The 26115-nt window shown below is 66.6% G+C and carries 30 protein-coding genes; 14 read left to right on the forward strand and 16 right to left on the reverse strand.

Annotated elements, in window-relative coordinates:
* Positions 1-157 precede the first annotated feature (157 nt).
* Positions 158-3028, forward strand: a complete 2871-nt coding sequence (locus JW805_01950; GenBank protein MBN2970779.1) for an insulinase family protein — start codon at positions 158-160, stop codon at positions 3026-3028.
* Positions 3029-3037: 9 nt separating this feature from the next.
* On the forward strand, positions 3038-3340 hold the full coding sequence (locus JW805_01955) for a hypothetical protein (GenBank protein ID MBN2970780.1): 303 nt from the start codon (positions 3038-3040) through the stop codon (positions 3338-3340).
* Between the two features lie 320 nt (positions 3341-3660).
* On the opposite strand, the gene JW805_01960 is transcribed toward JW805_01955, so the two are convergent.
* The 4 genes from JW805_01960 to purE form a co-directional block, all read right to left on the reverse strand.
* Positions 3661-4485 carry an NYN domain-containing protein gene (locus JW805_01960; protein MBN2970781.1) on the reverse strand — a complete coding sequence of 275 codons (825 nt, stop codon included), beginning with the start codon at positions 4483-4485 and terminating at the stop codon, positions 3661-3663.
* A gap of 37 nt (positions 4486-4522) precedes the next feature.
* Entirely contained in the window at positions 4523-4942 is a 420-nt protein-coding gene (locus tag JW805_01965; protein MBN2970782.1) for an endonuclease domain-containing protein, read from the reverse strand.
* A 78-nt stretch (positions 4943-5020) separates the two neighbouring features.
* Positions 5021-6091: a 5-(carboxyamino)imidazole ribonucleotide synthase gene (locus JW805_01970; protein ID MBN2970783.1), complete on the reverse strand. Its 1071-nt coding sequence runs from the start codon at positions 6089-6091 to the stop codon at positions 5021-5023.
* Between the two features lie 90 nt (positions 6092-6181).
* Positions 6182-6658: a 5-(carboxyamino)imidazole ribonucleotide mutase gene (gene purE, locus JW805_01975; protein MBN2970784.1), complete on the reverse strand. Its 477-nt coding sequence runs from the start codon at positions 6656-6658 to the stop codon at positions 6182-6184.
* Positions 6659-6775: 117 nt separating this feature from the next.
* Between purE and JW805_01980 the strand changes: the two genes are divergently transcribed.
* Entirely contained in the window at positions 6776-7033 is a 258-nt protein-coding gene (locus JW805_01980) for a hypothetical protein (GenBank protein MBN2970785.1), read from the forward strand.
* A gap of 2 nt (positions 7034-7035) precedes the next feature.
* On the opposite strand, the gene JW805_01985 is transcribed toward JW805_01980, so the two are convergent.
* Complete coding sequence (locus JW805_01985; protein MBN2970786.1) at positions 7036-7593, reverse strand: hypothetical protein; 558 nt, start codon at positions 7591-7593, stop codon at positions 7036-7038.
* 25 nt (positions 7594-7618) lie between these two features.
* Between JW805_01985 and JW805_01990 the strand changes: the two genes are divergently transcribed.
* Positions 7619-8737, forward strand: coding sequence for a coproporphyrinogen III oxidase (locus tag JW805_01990; GenBank protein ID MBN2970787.1), 1119 nt, complete (start codon positions 7619-7621; stop codon positions 8735-8737).
* Positions 8738-8876: 139 nt separating this feature from the next.
* On the opposite strand, the gene JW805_01995 is transcribed toward JW805_01990, so the two are convergent.
* Positions 8877-10076: a penicillin-binding protein activator gene (locus tag JW805_01995; protein ID MBN2970788.1), complete on the reverse strand. Its 1200-nt coding sequence runs from the start codon at positions 10074-10076 to the stop codon at positions 8877-8879.
* A 13-nt stretch (positions 10077-10089) separates the two neighbouring features.
* Between JW805_01995 and rsmI the strand changes: the two genes are divergently transcribed.
* From rsmI to JW805_02015, 4 genes are read left to right on the forward strand one after another with little or no spacing between them, the layout of a single operon-like run.
* Entirely contained in the window at positions 10090-10968 is an 879-nt protein-coding gene (rsmI, locus tag JW805_02000) for a 16S rRNA (cytidine(1402)-2'-O)-methyltransferase (GenBank protein MBN2970789.1), read from the forward strand.
* Positions 10958-11314: a YraN family protein gene (locus JW805_02005; GenBank protein ID MBN2970790.1), complete on the forward strand. Its 357-nt coding sequence runs from the start codon at positions 10958-10960 to the stop codon at positions 11312-11314. The genes rsmI and JW805_02005 overlap by 11 nt, the downstream gene beginning before the upstream one ends.
* 32 nt (positions 11315-11346) lie before the next feature.
* On the forward strand, positions 11347-12312 hold the full coding sequence (gshB, locus tag JW805_02010; protein ID MBN2970791.1) for a glutathione synthase: 966 nt from the start codon (positions 11347-11349) through the stop codon (positions 12310-12312).
* A gap of 40 nt (positions 12313-12352) precedes the next feature.
* A complete protein-coding gene (locus JW805_02015) occupies positions 12353-12958 on the forward strand; it encodes a DedA family protein (GenBank protein ID MBN2970792.1) in 606 nt (201 codons plus the stop codon).
* 121 nt (positions 12959-13079) lie between these two features.
* Here the strand turns inward: JW805_02015 and JW805_02020 are convergent, their stop codons facing one another.
* Positions 13080-13958 (reverse strand): tyrosine-type recombinase/integrase, encoded by an 879-nt coding sequence (locus tag JW805_02020; GenBank protein ID MBN2970793.1) that lies wholly within the window; start codon positions 13956-13958, stop codon positions 13080-13082.
* A gap of 63 nt (positions 13959-14021) precedes the next feature.
* On the opposite strand from JW805_02020, the gene JW805_02025 reads away from it, so the two are divergent.
* Positions 14022-14381 (forward strand): hypothetical protein, encoded by a 360-nt coding sequence (locus JW805_02025; protein ID MBN2970794.1) that lies wholly within the window; start codon positions 14022-14024, stop codon positions 14379-14381.
* A gap of 208 nt (positions 14382-14589) precedes the next feature.
* Here the strand turns inward: JW805_02025 and fsa are convergent, their stop codons facing one another.
* Positions 14590-15243 carry a fructose-6-phosphate aldolase gene (fsa, locus tag JW805_02030; protein MBN2970795.1) on the reverse strand — a complete coding sequence of 218 codons (654 nt, stop codon included), beginning with the start codon at positions 15241-15243 and terminating at the stop codon, positions 14590-14592.
* 100 nt (positions 15244-15343) lie between these two features.
* Between fsa and JW805_02035 the strand changes: the two genes are divergently transcribed.
* A complete protein-coding gene (locus JW805_02035) occupies positions 15344-16798 on the forward strand; it encodes a sensor domain-containing diguanylate cyclase (protein MBN2970796.1) in 1455 nt (484 codons plus the stop codon).
* Here the strand turns inward: JW805_02035 and JW805_02040 are convergent.
* The 7 genes from JW805_02040 to JW805_02070 form a co-directional block, all read right to left on the reverse strand.
* Positions 16785-17945, reverse strand: coding sequence for an alpha-hydroxy-acid oxidizing protein (locus tag JW805_02040; protein ID MBN2970797.1), 1161 nt, complete (start codon positions 17943-17945; stop codon positions 16785-16787). The two genes, JW805_02035 and JW805_02040, sit on opposite strands and share 14 nt — an antisense overlap.
* 32 nt (positions 17946-17977) lie before the next feature.
* Positions 17978-18451, reverse strand: a complete 474-nt coding sequence (locus JW805_02045) for a GreA/GreB family elongation factor (GenBank protein ID MBN2970798.1) — start codon at positions 18449-18451, stop codon at positions 17978-17980.
* A gap of 62 nt (positions 18452-18513) precedes the next feature.
* A complete protein-coding gene (locus JW805_02050) occupies positions 18514-18999 on the reverse strand; it encodes a pyridoxamine 5'-phosphate oxidase family protein (protein ID MBN2970799.1) in 486 nt (161 codons plus the stop codon).
* Positions 19000-19357: 358 nt separating this feature from the next.
* The gene (locus tag JW805_02055) at positions 19358-20533 is read right to left on the reverse strand and encodes an acetyl-CoA C-acyltransferase (protein ID MBN2970800.1); all 1176 of its coding nucleotides are present in this window, start codon (positions 20531-20533) and stop codon (positions 19358-19360) included.
* A gap of 13 nt (positions 20534-20546) precedes the next feature.
* Positions 20547-20921 carry a MaoC family dehydratase gene (locus JW805_02060; GenBank protein ID MBN2970801.1) on the reverse strand — a complete coding sequence of 125 codons (375 nt, stop codon included), beginning with the start codon at positions 20919-20921 and terminating at the stop codon, positions 20547-20549.
* Between the two features lie 161 nt (positions 20922-21082).
* Complete coding sequence (locus JW805_02065; GenBank protein MBN2970802.1) at positions 21083-22294, reverse strand: mechanosensitive ion channel; 1212 nt, start codon at positions 22292-22294, stop codon at positions 21083-21085.
* Positions 22295-22311: 17 nt separating this feature from the next.
* A complete protein-coding gene (locus JW805_02070) occupies positions 22312-23292 on the reverse strand; it encodes a DNA topoisomerase IB (GenBank protein MBN2970803.1) in 981 nt (326 codons plus the stop codon).
* 144 nt (positions 23293-23436) lie between these two features.
* On the opposite strand from JW805_02070, the gene JW805_02075 reads away from it, so the two are divergent.
* The 4 genes from JW805_02075 to JW805_02090 all read left to right on the forward strand — a co-directional run bounded on the left by JW805_02075 (position 23437) and on the right by JW805_02090 (position 25234).
* A complete protein-coding gene (locus JW805_02075) occupies positions 23437-23985 on the forward strand; it encodes a type 1 glutamine amidotransferase (GenBank protein ID MBN2970804.1) in 549 nt (182 codons plus the stop codon).
* 70 nt (positions 23986-24055) lie between these two features.
* Entirely contained in the window at positions 24056-24538 is a 483-nt protein-coding gene (locus JW805_02080) for a GNAT family N-acetyltransferase (GenBank protein ID MBN2970805.1), read from the forward strand.
* 13 nt (positions 24539-24551) lie between these two features.
* Entirely contained in the window at positions 24552-24872 is a 321-nt protein-coding gene (locus JW805_02085) for a multidrug efflux SMR transporter (protein ID MBN2970806.1), read from the forward strand.
* Positions 24872-25234 carry a TfoX/Sxy family protein gene (locus JW805_02090; GenBank protein ID MBN2970807.1) on the forward strand — a complete coding sequence of 121 codons (363 nt, stop codon included), beginning with the start codon at positions 24872-24874 and terminating at the stop codon, positions 25232-25234. Before JW805_02085 ends, JW805_02090 begins: the two co-directional genes overlap by 1 nt.
* Positions 25235-25461: 227 nt before the next feature.
* Here JW805_02090 and ppa read toward each other — a convergent pair whose 3' ends face one another.
* Positions 25462-26046: an inorganic diphosphatase gene (ppa, locus tag JW805_02095; protein MBN2970808.1), complete on the reverse strand. Its 585-nt coding sequence runs from the start codon at positions 26044-26046 to the stop codon at positions 25462-25464.
* Between the last annotated feature and the right edge of the window lie 69 nt (positions 26047-26115).

A 26115-nucleotide genomic window follows, 5' to 3' on the forward strand; every position in this document is an offset into this window, starting at 1 on the left:
CGAAAATCCCCTCGATTTGAACCTATGTCGCGGATGATCGCGAAGAATCCGCCGGACGCAAGCAGCGTCCCACGAACTGCACGCCCCGCGCTTGCCGCGGCGCGCGCGTGAAAGCTAAACCGAGGTTATCACTCCCAACTGCGGATGCTCCCGATCCATGCGTAAATTCACTGCCCTGGCCGCCGTTTCACTCGTCGCGATTGCCACCCCGGCAATGGCGCAGGCACCCGCGAAGTCGTCGGCGTCGCTCCAGAATCTGGTGGCGCAGGTCAACATTCCGTACGAAACGTTCACGCTGCCCAACGGTCTGCGCGTCATCGTCCACACCGACCGCAAGGCGCCGGTCGTCGCCGTGTCGGTCTGGTACCACATCGGGTCGAAGGACGAGCCCAAGGGGAAGACCGGTTTCGCCCACCTGTTCGAACACATGATGTTCTACGGCTCGGAAAACGCGCCGGGCGGCTTCTTCGGGCGTCTGGAGGACATCGGCGCGACCGACTGGAACGGCACGACCTGGTTCGACCGCACCAATTATTTCCAGACCGTGCCGACCGGCGCGCTCGATCGCATCCTGTTCCTCGAAAGCGACCGCATGGGCCACCTGCTGGGCGCCGTCACCCAGGAAAAGCTCGATAACCAGCGCGGCGTCGTCCAGAACGAGAAACGCATGGGCGAGAACGAGCCGGGCGGCCTGGTCGAATATGCCGAACTCGCCGCGCTGCTGCCGGAGGGGCATCCGTATCGCCACTCGACGATCGGTTCGATGGCCGATCTTAACGCCGCCAGCCTGGAGGATGTGAAGAACTGGTTCCGCGACCATTACGGTCCGAACAACGCCGTGCTGGTGCTGGCCGGCGACATCGACCTCGCGACCGCCAAACGCAAGGTCGCGCAGTATTTCGGCGACATCAAGCGCGGGCCCGAAACGCCGCGCCCGGCGGTCACCATCCCGACGCTCGCTGCGCCGGTCGAGAAGGTGATGAAGGACCGCGTCGCCCAGGTCCGCCTGTCGCGCGAATGGACCGGCCCGGGCCTGACCGATCCGGAAAACCCGACGCTCGACCTGGGTCTCGACATTCTCGGCGGTCTCGGCAGCTCGCGCCTCTATGACGCGCTGGTCCGCAAGGAGAACCTCGCGGTCGGCGTCTCGGCGGGCCTCCAGAGCCACGAGAAGCTGGCGTTCGTCGAGATCAACGCGCGCGTCCGCCCGGGCGTCGATCCGGCGGTCGTCGCCCGCCGCATGGACGAGATCATCGCCGATTTCGTGAAGAACGGCCCGACCGAGGATGAAGTCCGTCGCGCCGCGACGACTGCCCTCGCCAGCCGCGTCAAGGGCCTGGAGCAGGTCGGCGGCTTCGGCGGCAAGGCCGTCGCGCTGGCCGAGGGTGCGGTCTACGCGAACGATCCGGGCGAATATAAGAAGGACCTGCAGGTCATTGCTGCGGCGACCCCGACCAATGTCGGTGCGGTCGTGCGCAAGTGGCTGAGCCGCCCCGTCTTCAAGCTGACGCTGGAGCCGGGCGAACGTTCGGCCGAGGACCAGGCGCTGGCCGGCAGTGACGTCGCCGCCAAGGAAGCGCCGGCGGTGCAGACGCCCGCATCGAGCACGCCGCCCGCCACGGCAACGCGCAAGGAGCCTGCGGTCGGTGACGTCACCGCGCTGCAGTTCCCCGCGATCGAGCGCACCACGCTGTCGAACGGTATGAAGGTCGTCTTCGCTCGCCGCACGACGGTACCGGTCGTGAACATCGCCGCCTCGTTCGACGCGGGCTCCGCGGCCGACGACCGCACCAAGCTGGGCGCCGGCACGTTGATGGCGTCGTTGCTCGATGAAGGCACGACGACCCGCACCGCGGCACAGATCGCCGAGGAAGAGGAGCGCCTAGGGGCGTCGATCAACGCGTCGAACGGCATGGACGCCTCGACCGTCAGCGTATCTGCCCTGAAAGCGAACCTTGCACCGTCGCTCGACCTGTTCGCCGATGTGCTGCGCAATCCGGCGTTCAAGCCGGCCGACGTCGAACGGCTGCGCGGAACCCAGCTGGCCCGCATCGCGGCGGAAAACACCCAGCCACAGGCGATCGCGTTCCGCACCCTGCCGCCGATCATCTATGGCCAGAACCACCCGTACGGCATTCCCTTCACCGGTTCGGGTACGCCTGCCGGCGTGAAGGCGACGACGCGCGACGACCTGGTTGCGTACCATGCGCGCTGGATCCGTCCGGACAACGGCACGATCTTCGTCGTCGGCGATACGACGCTGGCCGAGATCAAGCCGCTGCTCGAGGCGAAGCTTGGCTCCTGGAAGGCACCGGCGGCGCCCAAGGGCACCAAGAGCTTCGGCGCGCCGGCGGCAGCAGGGGCCGAACGCATCCTGCTGATCGACAAGCCGCAGAGCCCGCAGTCGATGATCATCGCGGGCCAGGTAACCCCGGTGAAGGGGACCGACGATCCGCTGGCGCTCAACACCGCCAACGACGTCTTCGGCGGCATGGCCAGCGCGCGCCTGATCACTGACCTGCGCGAAACCAAGGGCTGGGCCTATTACGCCGGGACATCGCTGCAGGGCGTCAAGGAGCGGATGCCGTTCTTCCTGATCGCACCGGTGCAGGCCGACAAGACCGGCGAGTCGATCAAGGCCGCGCGCGGCGACCTGACCGGCTGGCTGGGCGCGCAGGGCACGACGCCGCAGGAAGCGAACAACGCGATCGTCAATTCGGTCCGCTCGCTGCCGGGCAGCTTCGAAACCGGCGGCGCGCTGATGAGCGCGCTGATCCGCATGGAGCAGTACGGCCGTCCCGACGACTATTACGTCAAGCTGCCCGCCCGCTACCGCGCGCTGACTCCGGCCGCGCTCGACCAGGCCGCACGTGGCGCGATCGATCCGTCGAAGCTGACCTGGGTCGTCGTCGGCGACGCCGCCAAGGTGAAGCCGCAGCTTGACACGCTGGGCATCCCTGTCGAGGTGGTGCCAAGCGCTGCTCCGGCCCCTGCGACTCCCGCGGCGGTCCCGACGGCGGCGAAGTGAGGAGAGATCATGGCCAATATCGACGGTAGCTGGGATACGCTCGTGAAGTCGCCGATGGGCGACCAGAAGGCGACGCTGACGATCACCTCGTCGGGGGACACCTTCACCGGGCAATATTCGGGTGCGATGGGCACGACCGAGATCAAGAACGGCAAGGTGGATGGCGACAAACTGTCGTGGAGCCTCGACATCACCGTGCCGATGCCGATGACGCTGACCGCCGAAGCCACGGTCAGCGGTGACGACCTGAACGGTCAGGTGACCGCGGGCGCGTTCGGCAGCTTCCCGATGACGGGCAACCGCATCGGCTGATCGATCGGTTGAGTGACGAAAAGGGCGCGTCGCTTGCGGGCGGCGCGCCTTTTTTTTTGGAACGATACTTCCACTTCCGTTCGCGCTGAGCTTGTCTTTTGTTCGCCATCCGTGTGGCACGAAGAAAAGAACAAGGCTGTTCGGGCGCTCTGCGGGCGCGAGGCACGAAGGCGCGAAGAGGTCAGGCTATCGGCTGCGAAGCAGCCTTTCTCACGACCGTTCGCCGGGTCTTCCGATCGCGCGCGGCAGGCTGTGCCCGCTTAGCGCCTTCGCGCCTTGCGCCCGTAGGGCGCACCAAAATCACGGCTTCTTTTCTTCGCTTAAACCGTTGGTACCGCCGTCCGCTCGCGGTTCCGCTTGTCCGCAATGTACGCGTTCCCATCCGCGCCCTTGACGATGTCGAACAGCCCGACCGCCTCGAACAACTGTGGGAAGTTGCGCACGCCATAGTTGCGCGGATCGATCGGCGCCTGGCGTTTCACCCGGCTGCCGGCAGTCGAAAGCACCGCCCAGCCGTCATCCCGCTCCGCCGCCTCGACGCCCCCGCGCAGGGCGGTGACAAGCTTGGCGTCTTGCGCCAGCGGCGGGCGGCGTTCGGGCTCGGCCGGGGGGGCGGGTTCGGCTTGGGCCGGCTTGGCTGCGGCGGCCTTGGGGCGTTTTGCAGGGGCCGGGGCGGGAGCGTCAGGATCGACCAAGCTGTCGAGGTACAGGAACGTCGAGCAGGCGTTGACGAACGGCTCAGGCGTCTTGCGCTCGCCGAAGCCGAACACGTCCTGCCCGTTCGCCTTCAGCGCCATGATGAGCGGCGTGAAGTCCGCGTCACTCGACGCGATCGCAAAACCATCGAGCTTCTGCGTGTACAGCAATTCCATCGCATCGATGACGATCGCGATGTCGGTCGCGTTCTTACCCGACGAATAGCTGAACTGCTGGACGGGGCGGATGGCGAAGGCGTGAAGCTTGTCCTTCCAGCCCTTCAGGCTTTGGCTTGCCCAGTCGCCATAGGCGCGGCGGATGTTGGCGGTGCCGTATTTCGACAGCTCGGCGACGATCGCCCCGATCTTGGTGTGTGAGACATTGTCCGCATCGATCAGCAGCGCGATGTGCCGGCCGTTAGCGGGGGTGGACGGGTGGTCGGTGCTCATGCCGGCGACTGTGGGCGGGGGGCGGCGAGGATGCAACTCAGTCGTTTCGCCGCGATCGAGCTACGCGCACTCTCCCCTCCCTGGAAGGGAGGGGTTGGGGGTGGGTGCCGCCGAGGCACTCGGCGGCCGTCGCCAGGATATGAAAGACAGTGCCCTCCGGATTGGCGAGGACGTCGGAATTCCACAGGCGGATGATCCGCCACCCACGATTGGCGAGATACCGGGACCGGAGCTCGTCGGCGGCGATCATGGCGTGATGCTGGCTACCGTCGAACTCTACGCCGAGCTTTGCGGCACGGCAGGCGAGATCGATGATGAACGGCGCCACGACCAACTGTCGAGTGAAGGTGGGACGGTACTGCGAGATGCGCTGCCAGATGGCGCGTTCGGCCGGTGTAGGATTATTGCGCAGCTCGCGCGCTCGGCGGGTAAGTTCGGGATCGACACGATGCCGCATTTGGGGAGCGTAGAATGGCGCGCTGCGCACGCCAACCCACCCCCGGCCCCTCCCTTTCAGGGAGGGGAGTAGAAAGGATTACCGCTTCACTCGCGTGACATGTCCCATCTTGCGGCCCGGGCGTGCCTCGTGCTTGCCGTAGAGGTGCAGGTGGGCGTCATGCTCGGCCAGCACGTCCGGCCAACGCTGCCAGGCGTCGCCGATCAGGTTTTCCATTACGGCGCCGTGACCGACGACGTCGGTCGAGCCGAGCGGCAGGCCGCAGATCGCGCGGATATGATTCTCGAACTGGCTGGTGACCGCGCCTTCGATCGTCCAGTGCCCCGAATTGTGCACGCGCGGCGCCATTTCGTTGAACACCGGGCCGTCGGCGCCGACGAAGAATTCCAGCGTCAGGATGCCGACATGCTCCAGCGCAGCGGCGACGCGACCGGCAAGCGTCGCCGCCTCCGTCCACTGTGCAGCGACCTGCGGCGGTGCGGGGATGGTCGAGGTATCGAGGATGCCGTCGCGGTGCACGTTGAGCGGCGGGGCGTAGCTGACGATCGTCCCGTCGAGCCCGCGCGCCAGCACGATCGAGAATTCATGTTCGAACTCGACGAAGCCTTCGAGTACCGCCGGCGCCGCGCCGATCGCGTCCCAGGCTTCCTGCGCCTGATCGGGCGAGGTGATCCGCGCCTGGCCGCGGCCATCGTAGCCGAAGCGCGCGGTCTTGAGGATCGCCGGGCAGCCGATCGCCGCGATCGCGGCTTCCAGGTCGGCGAAGGACTTCACGTCGCGCCACGGGGCGGGGCGGCCGCCCAGGCCCTCGACGAAGCTCTTCTCGTTCACCCGGTCCTGCGCGGTGGCCAGGCTCATTGCCGGCGGGCGGACGGGGGCGATCGGCGACAGCGCGGCGATGGGGGCAAACGCGACGTTCTCGAACTCGTAGGTAACGACATCGACACTGCGCGCAAAGGCGGAGAGCGCACCGGCATCGTCGTAGCGGGCGCGGGTCATCAGCGGCGAGACGTCGTTCGCCGGCCCCGTCTCCGGCGCATAGATGTGCGTGCGATAGCCGAGCTGCGCGGCCGCGATCGCCAGCATGCGGCCGAGCTGGCCCGATCCGAGGATGCCGATCGTCGAACCGGGGGGAAGGGGAGCCGTCATACCTAGTCCTTCCGTTCGTCCCGAGCATGGAGCCGAGGGACAGGTGCCAGTGCCGCGACGTCGCTCGGCACGAACGGCAGTGGGTGTCAGTTACTCCGGCGTTTCCGCCACGGTGTCGGTCTGCCTGGTGCGCCACGCGATCAGGCGTGCTTCCAGCTCGGCATCGCTGCCGGCCAGGATCGCCGCCGCCAGCAGGCCAGCGTTGATCGCCCCGGCCTTGCCGATGGCCAGCGTTCCGACCGGGATGCCACCGGGCATCTGCGCGATGGAAAGCAGGCTGTCCATGCCCTTCAGCGCCTTTGATTCCACCGGTACGCCCAGCACCGGCAGGTGCGTCATCGCCGCCGCCATGCCCGGCAAGTGCGCCGCGCCACCTGCACCCGCGATGATGACCTTCAGCCCGCGGCCGGCGGCGCCGGTGGCATAGTCGTAGAGTCGGTCGGGCGTGCGGTGCGCCGAAACCACGCGGGTTTCGTGAGGAACGTCCAGCGTGTCGAGGATCTCGGCGGCATGGCGCATCGTCTCCCAATCGGAAGTCGATCCCATGATGATGCCAACGCGCGTCATGGCCCGGCCGCCTAGCGCAAGCCGCGCGTCAGACCAACCCCGATTAGCATGACTGGGAGCCAGGACGCGCGGATGGCGTTGGTCCGTCGATCTTTAAATCGTGTTCGAGGACGATCGATGTCGCACAGCCCGCCGGTGCCCGAAGCCAACCAATCGCCCTTCCCGCTGAAAGAGCCGAAGCACGATATTCCCGACCTGCCGCCGATCCTGCGGACGGCGAAGCCGGCGAGGGGGGAAAGGGCGCTGCCGGTGGGCACGATCGGGGCGGTCCTCGGGCTGGGCGCGGTCGCGATCGGCGGCGCGATCCTCGGCTTGCGGCTATGGGGGACGAAGCCAAAGCCGAAGGACCGGGGGCGGCGCAAGAAGCGCGGCTGAGGTCAGGGGAGCGCCCGCTCTCCCACGACGTTGCCCGTCGGCACGTATCGGCACACCAGATATTCGTCACGCGGGCCTGCCGCCATCGCGCAGCCGAACCGTTGCGTCCGCGCCCAGATGATCTGCGTATAATGCCCTGCGTCGCGATAGTCGCCGGTCGTGCTGAAATCGGGCGAGGGACGATTCACGAAGACGCGGCGCTCGTCGATCCAATGCTGCGCCATTTCGTCGTATCGATAGGCGCCGCGCGTTCCGGTCCACAGATTCTCGCCCTGGTTCGGGTTACCGCGCGGCTGCTTCGAATGCTCGAACCGCCCGGTGCGCGCCATCTCGCGGGCATAGGCGCCGGCGGCGTCGGCCAGGCCGGGGTCCCAGACCAACGGCGGCTGGCGCACGCTTGCCCGCGCGGCATTGTGCATCGTCGTCATCGCCTGTTGCAGCAGCGCGGCCCCGCGGGGTGCCGGGCCATCGAACGGCCGGCGTTCGACGACACGTTCGGGCGGCGCCTCGCCGGTACAGGCGCCGAGCAGCATCAGCGGGATCAGCCATGACTTTCGCATGGGATCGGCGCATAGCGCAGCCCGCATGAACGCTCCACATCCTCTGGCGCTCTACATCCACTGGCCCTTCTGCGTCAGCAAATGTCCCTATTGCGACTTCAACAGCCATGTCCGCGAGAGCGTCGATCAGGCCCGGTGGCGCGACGCGCTGCTCGCCGATCTGGCCCATGAGGCGGCGGTCCTCCCGGGGCGGCGGCTGGGGTCGATCTTTTTCGGTGGCGGCACGCCTTCGCTGATGCCGCCGGAGACGGTTGCGGCGCTGCTCGCGGCGGCAGAAAACGCGTGGGGTTTCACCGACGATATCGAGATCACGCTGGAGGCGAATCCGTCGTCGGTGGAGGCGGCACGCTTTGCCGATCTCGCGAAGGCCGGGGTCAATCGCGTGTCGCTGGGGCTTCAGGCGCTCGACGACGCCGCGCTCGCGTTCCTGGGTCGTGCTCATGACGTGCATGAGGGGCTGAGCGCGCTCGACATCGCGCAACGCGAGTTCGCGCGGGTCAGCTTCGACCTGATCTACGCCAGGCCCGGCCAATCCCTTGCCGCGTGGGAAGCGGAGCTGGCGCGCGCGCTTGGCTTCGGGACCGAACATCTGTCGCTCTACCAGCTGACGATCGAGCCCGGCACGCGCTTCGCGACGCTGGCGGCGAAGGGGGAACTGGCGATTCCCGAGGGCGATGCGGCGGCCGAACTCTTCGAGATGACGCAGGCGATGACGCGTGCGGCGGGCCTGCCGCGGTACGAAGTGTCGAACCACGCCCGGCCGGGCGCGGAGAGCCGCCATAACCTGACCTATTGGCGCTACCGCGATTACGCCGGCATCGGTCCGGGCGCGCATGGCCGACGGGGCGGTTATGCCACGGTGCGCCACAAGAAGCCCGAGAACTGGCTGAGCGCAGTCGATCGCAACGGGCATGGCATGCAGAGCGAGGACGCCCTTGATCCCGCCGACCGGGCATCGGAGGTGCTGGTGATGGGGCTCAGGATGCGGGAGGGCATCACGGTCGATCCGGCATGGGTCGATCTTGCTGCGGTCGACCGACTGGTCGGGCATGGGCTGCTGATACGCGACGGCGATCACATCGCGACGACCGAGGCGGGTATATTGCTGCTCGATTCGATCCTGCCGGCGATTGCGCGCGATTGACGGTCAGGATCGGAGCCTCCCCTGCAAGGGGAGGTGGCGCGCGGCACGCGCGTCGGAGGGGTGTCCCCCCTCTCGATAGCGCGACACCCCTCCGTCAGGCCTTTGGTCTGCCACCTCCTCTTGCAAGGGAGGACGTGGTCTACCGCCCCCCGAACCCGGCAGGCGCGGGCGATACCGTCTGCGTCGTCCCGCTCCGAATCTCCTGCACCTCCAGCGCGCGTTCGGCGACGCCGTCGCGGCCGAAGCGGAAGGCGCCGTCCAACCCTGCGAATCCATCGCGATCGGTCAGCCGGCTCTCGGGGAAGCGATCCCCCACCCGCCAGTCGCGCGCGATGCGCACGGTCAGCAGGACCGCGTCATACCCGAGACTCGATAGGCGATAGGGCGCCGTGCCGAAGCGCGCACGATATTTACCGGCGTACTGGCGATACAGCGTGTTCGACACGCTGGCGAACCACGCGCCGTTGAGCGCCGCATTGCCGCCGATGCCGGTATCGGCATTCCACAGTTCGGTTCCCAGAACCCGCGCGCTACCCGCCGAGCGCTTGAGCGCCGGAACGGCCAGGCTCGCCGTGCCGGCGCTATCGGCGATCAGCACCGCCTGGAACGGCGATGCGCGGGTGAGGCGACCGACCGCATTGGCGATCGATCCGGCCGAGCGATCATAGGTTTGCATGCCCGTCACGCGCCCACCCGCGCCCTCCACGGCGCGCAGGAAAGCGGTCGACGCGCGCTCGCCATAGGTCCCGGCCGGCACCAGCCCGGCGAAGTCGGTGATGCCCGTACCCCGTGCGTAATCAACCACGCGCTCGATCGATTGTGCCGGGGCATAGCCGAGCAGGTACGCGCCGTTGCCCGCCACCGACACGTCGTTGGAGAAGCTGAGCACCGGAACGCGGGCGGCGCGCGCGATGGGCGTGACGATGCGAACGTCCTCCGCCAGAAGCGGGCCCAGGATCAGCTGCGCGCCTTCGTCGATCGCGCGCTGGGCCGCGGCGGCCGCCCCGCCCGAGGTGTCGTAATTGGTGATCCGCACCTTCTCGTTGCGCGTGTCGAGCAGTGCGAGCTGGGTCGCATTGGCCAGGCTTCGCCCGACCGCGGCATTGGCGCCCGACAGCGGCACGAGCAGCGCGACACGGTGACGCGCGGCATCCTCGGGCAGGGCCGGGGTGACCGGGCGCGGGGTCGTCGGACGTGGCGCTGTCGTCGTGGGCGGCGGGGGTGGGGGCGGGCCGACGTCGCGGGGTACCACGGCGCAGGCGCTCAGCAGCGCGGCCCCCAACAGAACGACCGCCTGCTTCAGTTTGCGCAGTTGCGGTGTGCCTGCCACCTCCGCCATAGTGATTCCCCTCATGAACGCCGAACTATCCCCAGGTCTCTACATCGTCGCGACCCCGATCGGCAATCTCGGTGACCTGAGCCCGCGTGCGGCCCAAGTCCTTGCGAATGCTGATGTCATCGCCGTGGAGGACAGCCGCGTTACGGCCAAGCTGCTCCAGCATATCGGTGCCAAGCGAACGATGACGCCGTACCACGACCATAATGCGGAGGCCGTGCGGCCGGGGTTGGTCGCGCGGATGGGCGCAGACGTGGTGGCCCTGGTCAGCGATGCCGGCACGCCGCTGATTTCCGATCCCGGCTACAAATTGGTCCGCGACGCGCGCGCCGCTGGGCATCTCGTAGTGACGGTGCCGGGCCCCTGCGCGGCGATCGCGGCGCTGACGCTGGCGGGCCTGCCGACCGACCGGTTTCTGTTTCTGGGCTTCCTGCCGCCCAAGGCCGGCGCGCGCGCGACCGCCATCGCCGAAGTTGCGAGCGTGCGGGCGACCCTGATCCTCTATGAATCCGGGCCGCGGCTGGCAACGACGCTGGCTGCACTGTCCGACGGCCTCGGCGACCGCGAGGCCGGCGTCGCACGTGAGATCACCAAGCGGTTCGAGGAATGCGTGACAGGCACGCTGTCGGAGCTCGCCGCCCGCTACGCCGACGCGCCGCCCAAGGGTGAGATCGTGGTGATCGTCGCGCCGCCGGGCGAACCGGCACCGCCGAGTGAAGAGGACGCCGACACCGCACTGCGCGAGGCGCTGACGCGGTTGCCAGTATCGAAGGCGGCGGGGGAGGTGGCCAAGCGGTTGGGGCTCGACCGGCGCGAGCTCTACGCACGGGCAATGGAGTTGAGGGACAACCAAAGCCCCGCCCCTTCAGGGGAGGCGCTAGACCTTGGCTCGTGACCGCCAGGCCGCCGAAGCCGCCGGCCGCCGCGGCGAGCGGATCGCCGGCTGGTGGCTGCGGCTGAAGGGCTGGCGCATCCTCGACCGCCGTGTGCGCACGCCGGCGGGCGAAGTCGATCTGGTTGCCCGGCGCGGCAATCTCGTTGCCTTCGTCGAGGTAAAGACCCGGGCGACCGCGGCCGAGCTCGACTTCGCGATCGACCAGCGGCGGCTGTCGCGGGTGGCCGCCGCGGCCGAATATCTGATGCCGCGTTATGCCGGACCGCAGGACGACATTCGCGTCGACGTGCTGCTGCTCGCGAAGGGCGCGGTGCCGCGGCATATCGAGAATGCCTGGATCGGGTGACAATCGCGCGGCGGCGCCTTACCTGCTGAGGCATGACCCAGCCGCTCACCGTCGCCGTCCAGATGGACCCGCTCGAATCGATCAACATCGCGGGGGATTCGAGCTTCGCGCTGATGCTGTCGGCGCAGGCGCGCGGGCACCGATTGTTCCACTATGCCGCCGAGGACCTGAGCTATTCCGCTGGGCGCGTCTGGGCGAAGGCGCATCCGGTGACGGTCCAGCGTGTCGTCGGCGATCACTTCAGCTTCGGCGAGGCCGTCAACCTCGACCTCGGCGAGGAAGCCGATGTCGTGCTCATGCGTCAGGACCCACCGTTCGACCTGGGCTACATTACCGCTACCCACCTGCTCGAGCGGATTTCGGATCGCACGCTCGTCGTCAACGATCCCGCCAGCGTCCGCAACGCACCTGAGAAGATCTGGGTGCTCGATTATGCGCAATATATGCCGCCGACGCTCGTCACCCGCAGCCTGGACGAAGCCCGTGCGTTCCTGGCCGAACATGGTGAGATCGTCGTCAAACCGCTCCACGGCAACGGCGGCAAGGCGATCTTCAAGGTCGGGCGCGATGGTGCGAACCTGTCGTCGCTGATCGAGGTGTTCAACACCGCCTACCGCGAACCGCACATGATCCAGGCGTTCTTGCCCGGCGTCGCGCAGGGCGACAAGCGCATCGTGCTGGTCGACGGCGAAGTCGCAGGCGCGATCAACCGCATCCCGGGCGAGGGCGAAATCCGCTCCAACCTGGCGGTCGGCGGGTCGGCGGTAAAGACCGAACTGACCGAGCGGGAGCGGGAGATCTGCGCGGTGCTCGGGCCGGAACTGAAGCGTCGCGGGCTGATCTTCGTCGGTATCGACGTGATCGGTGGCGAGTGGTTGACGGAAATCAACGTGACCTCGCCTACCGGTATCGTTGCGATCGACCGGTTCAACGGTACCGATACGGGGGCGATGATCTGGGACGCGATCGAGGCGCGGGTGACTGCGCGCCGCGGCTGATACGAACCCTTTCGCGGTTTCCGAGAGTTACCCCGCCGCAATGACCGACTTTATCCTCGATGCGATCGCGTGGGGCGGGTACATCGGCATCTTCCTGCTGATGGCGCTCGAAAACGTCGTGCCGCCGGTTCCGTCCGAAGTCATCATGGGGCTGGGCGGCATGGCGGTCGCGCGCGGCGACATGAGCATCGTGCCGCTGATCCTGTGGGGCACGGCCGGCACGACTGCGGGCAATTATTTCTGGTACGCGATCGGGCGGCATTTCGGCTATCACGGACTGAAGCCGTTCGTCGACCGCTGGGGCCGCGTGCTGACGATCGAGTGGGAGGATGTCGAGAAGCTGCACGGCTTCTTTCGCAAACACGGCGGCAAGACCGTCTTCATCTTCCGATTCCTGCCGACGTTCCGCACGATGATCTCGCTGCCCGCCGGCATGGCGTGCATGCCGCATTGGCGCTTCGCATTGGCGACATTCCTGGGCAGCGCGATCTGGAATACGGTGCTGGCCGGCGCGGGCTATTACCTCGGTGCCAATTTCGACAAGCTCGACCATTATGTCGGCCCCGCCGCCATCGCGCTCAGCGTCGCGATCGTGATCGGCTACCTCTACCGCGTCGTCACCTGGAAGCCGCGTGCGGAACGGTGATCCGAAATTTCCTTCGTCATCCCCGCGGGGGCGAGGATAAATTCTGGCTGAGTGCCGTGAGACTTACAAACTTCGGCGGCTGTTGAGTTCCACCTCCGCGGGAGTGACAAATGTCGTGTTTTCACGCGCGCGGGTGCGCGTTCCGATACACGTCGAGCAGATGCGCGGCATCGACCGCGGTGTAGACCTGCGTCGAACTGAGGCTGGCGTGGCCGAGCAACTCCTGCAACGCGCGAAGATCGGCGCCGCGCCCCAGCAGGTGCGTCGCAAAGCTGTGCCGCAGCGCATGTGGCGTCGTGCGATCGCTAAGGCCAAGCCGTCCGCGCGCCCCCTGGACCGATCGGCGGATCACGCCGGCGGCCAGCGGCCCGCCCTTCGCCCCCCGGAACAGCGGCGTATCGCGGCCGATCGGCCAGGGCTGGAGGTCGGCGTAGCGCGCGACCGCGTCGGCCACCGCCGGCAGGATCGGCACGATCCGCGTCTTGTCGCGCTTGCCGGTGACGGTCAGCGTCTCAGCCATCGGCAGCGCCGCCCCAGTCAACGACAACGCCTCGCCGATGCGCAACCCCGCCCCGTAGAGCAGCAGTAGCAGCGCCCAGTCGCGTGCCGCGATCCAGGGCGCGCGCGCCTCGTCGGCGACCTCTTCGGCCAGCGCGATGACCTCGTCCGGCGCGATCGGGCGGGGAACGCCCTTCTTCACCCGTGGGCCCGTCAGCCGCGGTGCGTCGGCACCGGCCCAGGCGAGAAACCCCCGCACCGCCGACAGCTCGCGTGCGGCGGAGGTGTTCACGAGGCCTTCGCTCCGCCGCTGGGCCAGGAAGGCACGCAGGTCGCTCGCCGTGATGGTGTGAAGCGCATCGCGATCGACCTGTTCCCCACGATGGCGCTCCAGGAAGCGTATCAGCCGCTCCGCCGTCGCCTGATACGCCCGCACGGTGTGTGCCGAACGACGGCGGTCGCGCGTCAAATGCGCGGCCCAGGCGGCGGGGAGTGGTTGCATAGTGCGTCACTCTAAACCGGACGCACGATTGACGGAAACCCCACCCAAGTGCAGCTTCGGTCAATGATCGCAGCCCTGCTTCTTGCGCTTGCCCAGGTGGCCACCCCCGCCGCGCCCGCCCTCGCCGGCGACTGGATCGTCGACCTGACCGCCAAACCCGGCGACCCGCCGTACCGCCAACCAATGCGGCTGGAGCTGAAACCGGACGGGACCGTTGCCGGCAGCTTCTATGGCAGCGAGATTCAAGCTGGGCGGTGGAAGACGGATCGCGGGCGGACCTGCGTCAGTTTCCGCACGACCGATGGGGCGGGGCCGTATCACACGGCGGCGTGCCTGACGGGGGAGACGGTCACCGGGCAGACCTGGGCCGAGCACCGGAATTTTCTATTCAATTGGAATGCGGTGCGGGGGGTGTTGGGGTGAGACGGCGGGACTGACATGACCCTACCCACCCGTTCGCCCTAAGCTTGTCGAAGGGCCGTTCTTCGGGCTGCGCAAGTCGTTTGGGGCAGGAACCGCACGGGCCGACGCGGGAGTGAATCCCGCGTCGTCGGTCGGACTGCGTCCGCCGGCCGTCATCGGCGGTACGCCGCGGGCGCACCGCCGCCGTCCGCGTGCCGCACGACGCGGCTCAGCCGATGCTCTGCCCGCTTTTCGCCCAGTCGGCCATGAAGCCCTCGATCCCCTTGTCGGTCAGCGGATGCTTGACCAGTTGCCGGATCACCGCCGGAGGGGCGGTCATCACGTCGGCGCCGAGCTTCGCGCTTTCCAGCACATGGACAGGATGGCGAACGCTGGCGACTAGGATTTCGGTGTTGAAGTCGTAATTGTCATAGATCAGGCGGATGTCGCTGATCAGTTGCATGCCATCGAAACCGATATCGTCGTGCCGGCCGACGAAGGGCGAGATGAAGGTGGCACCCGCCTTTGCCGCCAGCAACGCCTGGTTGGCGGAAAAGCAGAGCGTGACGTTCACCATTGTGCCGTCGTCGGTCAGCGCCTTGCAGGTCTTGAGCCCGTCGATCGTCAGCGGCACCTTCACTGCGACATTGTCGGCGATCTTCCGCAGAATTTCCGCCTCGCGCATCATGCCGTCATGGTCGAGTGCGACGACTTCTGCCGACACCGGGCCCGGCGTGATCGTGCAGATTTCGCGTACGACCTCCAGGAAATCGCGACCGGATTTGTGAATCAGCGACGGGTTGGTGGTGACGCCATCGACCAGGCCCGATTCGGCCAGATCGCGGATGTCGTTGGTGTCGGCGGTGTCGACGAAGAACTTCATGAGTGGCTCGCTCTCTCGCGTGAGTATGCGGGCCTCTTAGGTGGTTCCGACGTTCGGCGGCACCCAGAAAATTAACGCCGCGCCGCGTAGCGCTAAGCGCATGAACTACGTCGAAAGTCCGTCCGTTGCCGAACATCGCGTCCGCGCCCTGGCCGCGCTCGACCTGATCGATGCGCCGCCGGATCGCGAGTTCGCGGCGCTCGCGGCGCTGGCGGCCGAGTTGCTGGCATGCCCGATGGGCGTGGTATCGATGATCGATGCGGAGCGCTTCCTGCCGCTCGCCACCTCCGGCATCGATGCCGCCTCGGCCCCCCGAGAGCATGTCTTCTGCAACCGGACCATCGCCTGCAGCGAATCGGTGACGATTGCCGACACCAGCGTGGACGGCGATTTCGCGACCAGCCCGCTTGTCATCGATGCGCCGAACATTCGCAGCTACGCCGGCATCGCCATATCGGCGCCCGATCCTGATGGCGGCCCACGCGTGCCGGTTGGAGCGGTCTGTGGATTGGACATTCGTCCGCGCGAGTTCACCATAGATCAGCGGGCCGTGCTCGGCCATCTGAAGGCCCTGGCGGAGGCGTTGTTCGACGCCCGCGCGCTGCGCGTACGCGCCGAACGGCAGTCCGAAGCGCTGCGCCGAAACGACCGCGTCTTTCGCCAGGCCGAGCGTATGGCGGAAATGGGCTGGTGGCGGCTCGAACTGGCAGACGAAACCCTGGTCTGGTCCGACGGCATCTACCGCATCTACGACATCGATCCGGGAACGCGGCCGCAGCTGGCGACGGCGCTGGACTATTTCCCCGAACACGCCCGCGCCACCGTCGCCGCAGCGCTGGCCTCGACGATGGAGACGGGGACTCCCGTCGACATCGAGGTCGATTTCGTCAGCGCGAAAGGGGTCCGCCGCCGCGTCCGGTCGATGGGCGAGCTGGAGTTGAGCGGTGGTCAGCCGGTTGCGATCGTCGGCGTGTTTCAGGACGTCACGGCGCGGCATGCGCTGGAGCAGGGGCTGCGACGATCGGCGAGCGTCGACGAACTCACCCGGATCGCCAATCGCGCCGCCTTCAACGCCGAACTCGAACGCTGGGCCGCGGCGGCCCGGTCAGAAGGGTCTCCCCTCGAACTCGCGTTGATCGACCTCGATCATTTCAAGCAGATCAACGACGCCCACGGCCATCTGATCGGCGACGAAGTCTTGCGGGCATTCGGCCGGCGGCTGCGGCGCGTCCACCCGACCGATGCCTTTGCCGCGCGGGTCGGCGGCGACGAATTCGCGTTGATCCTGCGCGGGGACGCTGCCGACCAGGCACCCGCGTTGATTGCAAATCTGCTCGTCGACCTGAAGATGCCGGTGCACACCGCCGCGGGCGTGATTCCAGTGTCGGGGACGATCGGCCATGCCCGCTTCGACCCGGCCGAACAGGGGCTGCACGCGTTCGTCCACCGCGCCGATACAGCGCTGTACCAGGCAAAGCGGACGCAGCGCGGCACCGCTCAGGCGTGGGGCCGGCTGCGTGACGCCGACCGCCGCGGCGCGATCAGAGCCGCCTGACGCCTTCTGCGCAGACCGCATCGATCGTCGGACAGCCGTTGACCGCCATCAGCAGGTCGGCCTCTGCCAGGATACAGCGCAGGACGTGGGCCGCGCCCTCGGCTCCGTCGAGCGCCAGGCCGTAAAGCCAGGGCCGACCGATGCCTACGGCCGTCGCGCCGAGCGCCAGCGCCTTCACGACGTCGCTGCCCGACCGGATGCCTGAGTCGAACAGCACGGGCGTGTCGCCCGCCGCCGTGACGACGTCCGCCAGCATGTCGATCGCCGCGATCCCACCGTTGGCCTGGCGCCCGCCGTGGTTCGAGCAGAAGATCGCATCCGCCCCGGCATCGACCGCGCGGCGCGCATCGTCGGGGTGGCAGATGCCCTTCAGGACGATCGGCAGGCTCGTTAGCGATCGCAGCCACGGCAGATCGGCCCAGGTCAGCACCTTGCCGAACGATTGTGCCCATAGCCCGATCGCCGCCGCCGGATTGTCCGCGGGCGGATGCCCCAGTCGCCGGAGGAAGACCGGATCGCTGAAATAGTTCTGGAGCACGGCGCCCTTCAGCTGCGGGAAATTGCCGGTGTTGAGGTCGCGTGGGCGCCAGCCGGTGACCCAGGTGTCGAGCGTCACGACGATCGCCTCATACCCCGCTGCCTCGGCGCGCGAGACCAGGCTGGCGGCAAGCTCGGGATCCTTGGGCGTGTAGAGCTGGAACCACGCCGGTGTGTTGCCGGTGGCGGCATGGACCGCCTCCAGCGGATCGTTCGACAAGGTCGAGGCCATCAGCGGCACGCCCGTCAGCGCGGATGCCCGGGCCGCCGCCAGATCGCCGTGTCCGTCGGGCGTCGCAATGCCGGCGACGCCGATCGGGCTCATGAAGATCGGGCTCGGCAGGCGGCGGCCGAAGAGTTCCACCGACAGGTCGCGGGTGGAGCCATCGACCATCATCCGCGGCACCATGCCGTAACGGTGAAAGGCGCGGGCGTTCTCGTCCTGCGTGAATTCGTCGCCGCACCCGCCCATCACATAGTCGCGGACGGACGGCGGCATCGCTTCCTTGGCGCGCACCTCAAGCGTCGCGAAATCGACCGGCAGCTTCGGGACAATCCCCTGCGTGCCAGCGAGATAGATGGCGTTCTGGAAATCGCCGTAATGGCCCATGATCCTCTCCATGGGCTGTTCCGCCCTTGGACTCAGTCTGCGTCGGGGGCGGGGCCGGTTTCAAGCACTTCGATGGCGTCGTTGCGACCGGCGAAGTCCGCCGTCTCGCCGGGCGCCAGTCCGATAAGGGCGCGGGCGAGGGGGGCGGAAAAGGCGATGCGATCCTGCGTTGCATCGGCTTCGTCGCCGCCAGTGATGTCGATCGTCCGCCGCTTGCCATCGAGCGTGAAGGTGACACGCGATCCGATCGCGACTTCCTCGTCGTCGGGGACCGGCACCTCTTCAGCGGTTGTCAGGCGGGTGCCCCAATAGCGATGATCGCGCTTCAGCGTCTTGAGCGCTTCTTCGTCATCGGTCGCGGCAATCTCGGCATCGAGCGCCGCCAGCCGTGCGCGAATCAGGCGCAGTCCGCGCGCGGTGACGAGGTTGGGGCCGGGAGCGATCGGGATCTCGAATTTGGGCTCGAGGTGCTCGTCGTCATTCTCACGTCGGAAGGCGACACTCATGATCATGTCCTAGAAATGGGCGGGCCCGCGGTCGTCGCCAGGGTCACGGGCCCGCGGAAACGTCAGGCTGCGGTCGTCTCGACCTTGGCATGACTACCGGCTTCACCGGCCTTGATCGAGCCGCCGAACAGCATCTTCACGCGGCCGCTGAGCGACAGGTCGGTTTCCCACAGTTCGGCGCTGTCGATGTCGAGGCGCACGAGGGTCAGGTTCGGATCGTCCTTGCCGCCTTCGAACCAGGCCTCGACCTGCTTGTTCCACAGCTTGTCGATCATCGCCGGATCCTTGTCCTGTGTGATCGTGCCCGACAGGCAGGCGAAGAAGTCATGCCCCTTCGACACGAACTGCGCCATCGCCGCGCCGCCCTTGGCCACGCGATTGTCCTTGCCGACGAAGAACCACAGCGTGTCGACCTGATCCTCGTCCAACTGCGCCGTCAACGGTTCGTGATGCTGCTTCTCATCCGTCAGGCCGACCATCAGGAAGGGACTGTCGGCCATCTTCTTCCACATGTCGCGCTTGATCTGGTCGTCGGTCTTCTCGGCCATCGTCTGCTCCTGTTCGAAAGGGATTTCGTAAGCGAAACGAGGGGGACGGGGGTTGGTTGCGGCGACCGGCCGTTCTGGCATCATGCCGGTGACGGCAATTCTGCCGTCAGATTGAAGGAGCAGACATGGCGATCGCAGAAATGTGCCTGATCCTGGGCACGCTCTTCGCCTTCGCAACCTTGGTCGTGAAGATCATCGAAGTGGCGCGTAACAGGTAGCACACGGGCGGGGCTCGGCCTGCCAGCCGGGCCCCAAACGATTTTGGGCTCCAACCGCTGCCACGGTTGGAGCCCAGATCGAAAGAGCAATGACTCTCGCAGAGCCCTTTACTTAGCCCAACCGGCCAAGATTTTCAACCTCACAGCACCTCGAACAGACCGGCGGCACCCATGCCGCCGCCGACGCACATCGTCACGACGACATACTTCGCACCGCGGCGCTTGCCCTCGATCAGCGCGTGGCCGGTGCAGCGGGCACCGGTCATGCCGTAGGGGTGACCGATCGAGATCGATCCGCCGTTGACGTTCAGCAGCTCGTTCGGGATGCCGAGCGTGTCGGCGCAGTAGAGCACCTGCACCGCGAACGCCTCGTTCAGTTCCCACAGGCCGATGTCGTCCATCTTCAGGTTGAAGCGTTCGAGCAGCTTGGGGATCGCATAGACCGGGCCGATGCCCATCTCGTCGGGCTTGGTCCCGGCGACCGCCATGCCGACATAGCGGCCGAGCGGCGTCAGCCCGCGCTTTGCCGCCAGCGACTCTTCCATCAGCACGCTGGCCGAGGCGCCGTCCGACAGCTGCGAGGCGTTGCCCGCGGTGACCGAGCCCTCGGGCAGCACCGGGTTCAGCGACTTCAGTCCCTCCAGCGTCGTATCGGCGCGGTTGCCCTCGTCCTTCGACAGCGTCACTTCCTTGGTCGAGACTTCCTTCGTCTCCTTGTTCACCACGTTCATCGTCGCGGTGACGGGGACGATCTCGTCATCGAACTTGCCGGCGGCCTGTGCAGCGGCGGTGCGCTGCTGCGACTGAAGGGCATATTCGTCGCAGCGATCGCGGTCGATGCCGTAGCGCTTGCCGACGATTTCGGCGGTCTGCAGCATCGGCATGTAGATGTCGGGCACCATCGCCAGCAGTTCGGGGTCCGGATTGACCCGCATCTGCGGGGTCTGGACGAGCGAGATGCTCTCCACGCCGCCGCCGATGGCGATGTCCATATTGTCGATCACGATCTCCTTGGCCGCGGTCGCGATCGCCATCAGGCCGCTCGCGCACTGGCGATCGAGCGACATGCCCGAGACGGTGTTCGGCAAGCCGGCACGCAGCAGCGCGTTGCGCGCGATGTTGCCGGCCTGGCTGCCCTGCTGCAGCGCCGAGCCGAACACGACGTCGTCGACTTCCGCGCCGTCGATCTTCGCGCGCTCGACCGCGGCCTTGATCGCGTGGCTGGCAAGCGTCGGCGACGGCAGGTTGTTGAACGCCCCGCGGTAGGCGCGGCCGATCGGCGTGCGGGCGGTGGAGACGATGACGGCGGAACGCATGGGCTTTATCCTCTCAAACGAAAATCTGGCTGATCCATTCGGCGATGAGCGCGGGCTTGTCCTGGCCTTCGATCTCGACCGAAAATTCGGATGTCTGTTGCCACTGTCCGGGTCGCTTTTCGACCAGTTCCAGCAACGTGAAATGGCCGCGAACGCGCGCACCGGAGCGGACCGGCGTCAGGAAGCGCACCTTGTTGCCGCCGTAGTTCACCCCCATCCGTACGCCCGCGATCTCGGGCGCAGCGGTCTTCGATGCCAGCAACGGCATCAGCGACAGCGTGAGGAAACCGTGCGCGATGGTGCCGCCGAACGGGGTTTGCGCGGCACGTTTGGGGTCGGTGTGGATGAACTGATGATCGCCGGTGGCGTCGGCAAACTTATCGATCATTACCTGTGTGACGTCGATCCATTCGGACACATCGGTCCTGCCCACCTGGCGGGCCCGTTCCTCGATGCTGATCGTCGTCACCGCGCCTCTCCTGACACGGCGTCTTCTACGCGGGGCAGGGGGCGCTCGGCAAGCCCCACCTTCAAAACAGGCGCTTTCCGCTACGGCGTGGGACCGAACCCAATATTCGAAGCTTTGCCCTCACCCGGCGAATCGAGCGTCACCGCCGACGGATAGGGCAACACCATCGTCCCGTCCGGTGCGGCGGTGAACGTGGTCTGGGTGGGATAGGCGAACTCCAGCCCTTCCCGGTTGAAGCGGTGCAGGATTTCGAGGCCGATGGCGTGCCGCGCGTCATAGGCCGCCTGGAAATCGGGTGCCGGACTGTCGAATTCGACTTCGAAGTCGAGGCTCGACGCGCCGAACCCGACGAAGCCGGCCCGGACGAACAGCAACTCGCGTTCCTCGATGATGCTCCGCAACAGATCGGGCACGCGCCGGCAATCCTCGGGCGAGGTCTGATAGATCAGGCCGATCGCGAAATTAATGCGGCGATGATCGCGAGCGGTGTTGTTCTGGATTTCCTTGTCGAGCAGCGTCTTGTTCGAAATGATCCGCTGTTCGCCCATGATCCCGCGGATCCGCGTGGATTTCAGCCCGATGCCTTCCACCGTGCCCGACGACTGGTCGTAGGAAATCGCGTCGCCGACGCGAAACGGTTTGTCGAAGATGATCGCAAGCGCTGCGAACAGGTCGGCGAAGATACCCTGCGCCGCCAAGCCGATCGCGATACCGCCGACCCCCAACCCGGCGACCAGACCGGTCACGTTCACCCCGAGGTTGTCGAGCACGACGATCAGCGCGATGGCAAACAGTGCGAAGGTGACGAGCAGGCGAATCAGGCCGAACGCACTGCCCAGGGTCGCGTGATCCTGGCCCGTCATGCGGTGTTCGATCCCGCCCAGGATCAGTTCGCGCGCCCAGATCGCGGCTTGGACGACGGTGGCGACGGTGAACAGGAAGGTGATGGTGTTGCCGACCGCCGGCGGCGTTGCGGCATAGCCCTGCACCAGGCGTGCCGCGACCATCACGATGAAGAAGTTGCTGGTCTTCGACACGGCGCGGCCGAAGACGACACCCCAGCCGCCGACCCAATTCGGCCGATCGCACAATTTGCGCCCCATGCGTCGCGCGAGCATCAGCAGCACGACGATCGCCGTGCCGATGCCCAGCGCGATGGCGATCTGCAGCCAGTTGGTCTGGACCCAGACGACGCCGTCGCTCCACAGGCTGCGGACGTGTGCTTGCGCGATGTCGCTGTTGAGGGCCGCCTTGTCGGCAGATTTCTCCACCGCCTTCGTCACATTGCTCATAGTCTACGCCGTAATTGTCAGGCCGCCAGCTTCAGCTCGCGTTTGGCCTTGGTGTCGCTGTCGAGCAGCGCGATCAAGCCGCGTTCGATCCGGCTGAGGTGTTGCGTCGCGCGCGGTAGCGGGCGGGCCCGCAACGCCGCCTGGTCACCGTCCTTTGCGATTTCCACCAGCAACGGGTGGACATAGGATTTGCGGGCGATGGCAGGCGTGTTGCCCAACGCCTCGGTCACCGGCTCCAGCATCGCCTTGATGCCGATGTCCTTGTCCGCAGTCACCAGCGCTTCGAACGCCAGGACGCTGGCGCCCCAGGTGCGAAAATGCTTGGCGGTGAATTCGGCGTCCATCGCCTCGCGGATATATTCGTTGACGTCGCTCGACGAGACGGGATGGGCCTCGCCCTCTTCGTCTAGCCACTGGAACAGGTGCTGACCGGGCAGGTCGTGACAGGTCTTCACGAACCGGCTCAGGGACCGGTCGGTGACGCTCATCACCTTTTCCTTGCCCGATTTGGCACGGAACTTCAGCTTGAGCTTCGATCCCTCGACCTTGGCGTGGCGGCAGCGCAGGGTGGTGGCGCCGAAGCTCTTGTTCGTCCGCGCATAGCCCTCGTTGCCCACACGGATGTGGCCCAGGTCGAGCAGGCGGACGACCGCCGCCACGGCGCGCTCGCGGCTGAGCTTGCGCAAGTTCAGATCGGCCTCGACGCGCATCCGCAGCTTGGGCAGTTTTTCGCCGAAGCGCGCGCAGCCCTCATATTTCGCCAGTTCCTGCTTGGCGCGGAAATCCAGGTGATAGCGATATTGCTTCCGACCCTTCTCGTCCCAGCCGATCGCCTGGATATGGCCATTGGGCTTGGGACAGAACCACGCGTCGCGGTACGCCGGCGGCAGGCCGATCGCATTCAGCCGGTCGATCTCGTCGCGGTCGGTGATGCGGTTGCCGTCGGCGTCGAAATACCCCCAGGCGCGACCGATCTTCTTGCGGGTGATGCCCGGCATGCTGTCATCGCAATAGACGATCCGGCCCACGGCGTTTCGTTCCTTCCTCGCAACGGCTCAAAGAATGCCCGGGCTATCGATCCGTTCCGGAACGGCCCGGTAGCCCACGGGTTAAGGGCCTGATTTTCATTAGGAGAACGCCCCATGCCCGATCTTTCGCAGACCAAGGTGCTGATCATCGCAACCGACGGTTTCGAGAACAGCGAACTGTTCAAGCCGCGCCAGGCGCTGCTCGACGCCGGGGCGGAGGTCACGCTCGCCAGCCTGAAGACCGATCCGATCCAGGGCGTGCAGAACGACAGCGAACCGGCGGATACGATCACGCCCGACCTGACGGTCGATGACGTCAACGTCGACGACTATGACGCGCTGCTGCTGCCCGGCGGCGTCGCCAATCCCGACAAGCTGCGCATGAACGAGCGCGCGGTCGAAATCGTCGGCGAGTTCATGGATGACCACAAGATCGTCGCGTCGATCTGCCACGGCCCCTGGCTGCTCGCCGAAGCCGATGTGATCGAGGGTAAGACGATGACGTCGTGGCCATCGATCCGCACCGACCTGGAAAATGCGGGCGCAGACGTGGTGGATCAGGAGGTCGTCGTCGACGGCAACCTGATCACCAGCCGTAACCCCGACGACATCCCGGCGTTCAACGACGCGCTGATCCAGGCGCTCGCGAAAGTCGACGCCTGACCTGTTCGGCCGGCCCGGCGACGTCCGGGCCGGCTTCACCTTGCGGCGCGGCGTGCCTAAGGTCGCTGCCATGAGTGTGACCCTGCGCCCCGCCGCACGCGACGACGTGCCGACCATCCTGCGGTTCGTCCGCGAACTCGCCGAATTCGAACGCGCCGCCGACAAGGTCGTCGCGACCGAAGACCTGTTGGCCGACGCGCTGTTTTCCGCCCAGCCCGCCGCCTATGCGATCATTGCCGAGATCGACGGTGTGCCGGCGGGCATGGCGCTGTACTTCTTCAACTTTTCGACCTGGACCGGCTGGCGCGGACTGTATCTGGAAGATCTTTACGTCACGCCCGAAGCGCGCGGGAAGGGCGTGGGCGCGGCGTTGCTCACCCACCTTGCCGGCATTGCGGTCGATCGGGGATGCACGCGGTTCGAATGGGCGGTGCTCGACTGGAACGAGAATGCGATAAACTTCTATCTGTCGAAGGGCGCGGTGCCGATGGACGAGTGGCGGACGTACCGCGTGTCGGGCGACGCGCTGCCGCGGCTGGCCGGGCGCGCCTGATGGAGCACCTGTAATGGCCTGGGCCTGGCTGATCCTGGGCGGATTGTTCGAGGTCGGGTTCACCACCTGCCTGCGGTACGCCGACGGGTTTCGCAATGTGCCCTGGACGATCGGTTTCCTCGTCAGCGTCACGCTGTCGATGGCGTTGCTCGAACTTGCCTCGCGGTCGATCCCGATGGGGACGGCCTATGCGGTGTGGACGGGCATTGGTGCGCTGGGGACGGTGGTCATCGGGATCGTCTGGTTCGGCGAAGCGGCCACGCCGGTGCGGCTGCTGCTGATCCTGGGCGCGGTCGCGTGCATCGCGGGTCTGAAACTGACGAGCGGCCACTGATGGCGATCGATGAGGGCCTGATCGACTGGATCGCGGAGTGCACGGCGCCGCTGGGCACGCTTAGCAAACGGGCGATGATGGGTGGAGCGACGCTGTACCTGGATGGACAGGTCTTCGCGATCCTGACCTCGGACGGCGTGCTTCGCTTCAAGGCCGATGCGGTGAGCGATCGTGTTTGGGACGCCGAGGGGGCGGATCGCTTCACCTTCACCTTCGACGATGGGCGGGTGAGTTCGATGAATTATCGCCGCGCTCCGGACGATGTATTCGACGATCCCGACGCGATGCTGCGCTGGGCGCGGTTGGGGCTGGAGGCGGGCCTGCGGGCGCCGAAGAAGGCGCGGAAGCCGAAGAAGGACTGAACTCCAAAAACCGTCATTCCGCGGAGGCGGGAATCCAAAATCGCTGAAGTCAGTGAGTCTCACGTCGTTCAGCCAGAATGGATTCTCGCCCCCGGGGTCCCCACAAAGTATGACTTTGCGGGGTGCCCCTTCGCGGGGATGACGAAATTTGGGGTCGGGAGTCTTGGCCCTCCTCCACCACCGCTTCGCGGCGGTCTCGCTCCCCGCGAGCGGGGAGGAGATTTGTTTTAACCCTGCGGCGTATCCACGCCGGTGGCGTCGACCGATGCCTTCGCAGCGTCCTTGTCGCTGTTGTACCGATCGATCGCTTCGATCGTGATGCGGCGGGCTTCGGCGGCGTCGCCCCATTTGCCGATCCGCACCCACTTCTCCTTTTCGAGATCCTTATAATGGGTGAAGAAATGCTCGATCTGCTGGAAGATGATCGAGGGCAGGTCCTGCCGTTCGCCGACGTCCGAATAGTAAGGGAAGGTCGTGTCGACCGGCACGCAGACGAGCTTTTCGTCGCCGCCGGCTTCGTCTTCCAGGTTCAGCACGCCGATGGGTCGCGCGCGCACGACACAGCCCGGGACGAAGGGCGAGCGGGCAATGACCAGGGCATCGAGCGGATCGCCGTCGGGCGACAGCGTGTGCGGGACGAAGCCGTAGTTCGCCGGATAACGCATCGGCGTGTGCAGGATGCGATCGACGAACAGTGCGCCGGACGCCTTGTCGAATTCGTACTTCACCGGTTCGCCGCCGACCGGCACTTCGATGATCACGTTCAGGCTGTTGGGCGGGTCATCGCCCACGGGGATCAGGTCGATCCGCATGTCTGTCTCTTCCCTGTTATGATCGCCCTCACCCTTCCGCGGCTTTGCCGCTCCCTCCCTCTCCCGATG

Source organism: Roseomonas aeriglobus (assembly GCA_016937575.1).
GTDB lineage: Bacteria > Pseudomonadota > Alphaproteobacteria > Sphingomonadales > Sphingomonadaceae > Sphingomonas > Sphingomonas aerigloba.

Excerpts from the sequence above, each read along its gene's own strand:
- JW805_02015 (MBN2970792.1), top strand. The coding sequence starts at position 12,353 with ATGACCGACTTTATCCTCGATGCGATCGCGTGGGGCGGGTACATCGGC.
- JW805_02065 (MBN2970802.1), bottom strand. The coding sequence starts at position 22,294 with ATGAGCAATGTGACGAAGGCGGTGGAGAAATCTGCCGACAAGGCGGCC.
- JW805_02050 (MBN2970799.1), bottom strand. The coding sequence starts at position 18,999 with ATGGCCGAGAAGACCGACGACCAGATCAAGCGCGACATGTGGAAGAAG.
- JW805_02045 (MBN2970798.1), bottom strand. The coding sequence starts at position 18,451 with ATGAGTGTCGCCTTCCGACGTGAGAATGACGACGAGCACCTCGAGCCC.
- JW805_02075 (MBN2970804.1), top strand. The coding sequence starts at position 23,437 with ATGCCCGATCTTTCGCAGACCAAGGTGCTGATCATCGCAACCGACGGT.
- JW805_01985 (MBN2970786.1), bottom strand. The coding sequence starts at position 7,593 with ATGCGAAAGTCATGGCTGATCCCGCTGATGCTGCTCGGCGCCTGTACC.
- JW805_01970 (MBN2970783.1), bottom strand. The coding sequence starts at position 6,091 with ATGACGGCTCCCCTTCCCCCCGGTTCGACGATCGGCATCCTCGGATCG.
- gshB (MBN2970791.1), top strand. The coding sequence starts at position 11,347 with ATGACCCAGCCGCTCACCGTCGCCGTCCAGATGGACCCGCTCGAATCG.
- JW805_01950 (MBN2970779.1), top strand. The coding sequence starts at position 158 with ATGCGTAAATTCACTGCCCTGGCCGCCGTTTCACTCGTCGCGATTGCC.
- JW805_02085 (MBN2970806.1), top strand. The coding sequence starts at position 24,552 with ATGGCCTGGGCCTGGCTGATCCTGGGCGGATTGTTCGAGGTCGGGTTC.
- JW805_01990 (MBN2970787.1), top strand. The coding sequence starts at position 7,619 with ATGAACGCTCCACATCCTCTGGCGCTCTACATCCACTGGCCCTTCTGC.
- JW805_02055 (MBN2970800.1), bottom strand. The coding sequence starts at position 20,533 with ATGCGTTCCGCCGTCATCGTCTCCACCGCCCGCACGCCGATCGGCCGC.
- JW805_01980 (MBN2970785.1), top strand. The coding sequence starts at position 6,776 with ATGTCGCACAGCCCGCCGGTGCCCGAAGCCAACCAATCGCCCTTCCCG.
- JW805_01995 (MBN2970788.1), bottom strand. The coding sequence starts at position 10,076 with ATGGCGGAGGTGGCAGGCACACCGCAACTGCGCAAACTGAAGCAGGCG.
- JW805_01965 (MBN2970782.1), bottom strand. The coding sequence starts at position 4,942 with ATGCGGCATCGTGTCGATCCCGAACTTACCCGCCGAGCGCGCGAGCTG.
- purE (MBN2970784.1), bottom strand. The coding sequence starts at position 6,658 with ATGACGCGCGTTGGCATCATCATGGGATCGACTTCCGATTGGGAGACG.
- JW805_02090 (MBN2970807.1), top strand. The coding sequence starts at position 24,872 with ATGGCGATCGATGAGGGCCTGATCGACTGGATCGCGGAGTGCACGGCG.
- JW805_02025 (MBN2970794.1), top strand. The coding sequence starts at position 14,022 with ATGATCGCAGCCCTGCTTCTTGCGCTTGCCCAGGTGGCCACCCCCGCC.
- JW805_02060 (MBN2970801.1), bottom strand. The coding sequence starts at position 20,921 with ATGATCGATAAGTTTGCCGACGCCACCGGCGATCATCAGTTCATCCAC.
- JW805_01960 (MBN2970781.1), bottom strand. The coding sequence starts at position 4,485 with ATGAGCACCGACCACCCGTCCACCCCCGCTAACGGCCGGCACATCGCG.
- JW805_01955 (MBN2970780.1), top strand. The coding sequence starts at position 3,038 with ATGGCCAATATCGACGGTAGCTGGGATACGCTCGTGAAGTCGCCGATG.
- JW805_02035 (MBN2970796.1), top strand. The coding sequence starts at position 15,344 with ATGAACTACGTCGAAAGTCCGTCCGTTGCCGAACATCGCGTCCGCGCC.
- rsmI (MBN2970789.1), top strand. The coding sequence starts at position 10,090 with ATGAACGCCGAACTATCCCCAGGTCTCTACATCGTCGCGACCCCGATC.
- ppa (MBN2970808.1), bottom strand. The coding sequence starts at position 26,046 with ATGCGGATCGACCTGATCCCCGTGGGCGATGACCCGCCCAACAGCCTG.
- JW805_02020 (MBN2970793.1), bottom strand. The coding sequence starts at position 13,958 with ATGCAACCACTCCCCGCCGCCTGGGCCGCGCATTTGACGCGCGACCGC.
- JW805_02080 (MBN2970805.1), top strand. The coding sequence starts at position 24,056 with ATGAGTGTGACCCTGCGCCCCGCCGCACGCGACGACGTGCCGACCATC.
- JW805_02070 (MBN2970803.1), bottom strand. The coding sequence starts at position 23,292 with ATGCCGGGCATCACCCGCAAGAAGATCGGTCGCGCCTGGGGGTATTTC.
- fsa (MBN2970795.1), bottom strand. The coding sequence starts at position 15,243 with ATGAAGTTCTTCGTCGACACCGCCGACACCAACGACATCCGCGATCTG.
- JW805_02040 (MBN2970797.1), bottom strand. The coding sequence starts at position 17,945 with ATGGGCCATTACGGCGATTTCCAGAACGCCATCTATCTCGCTGGCACG.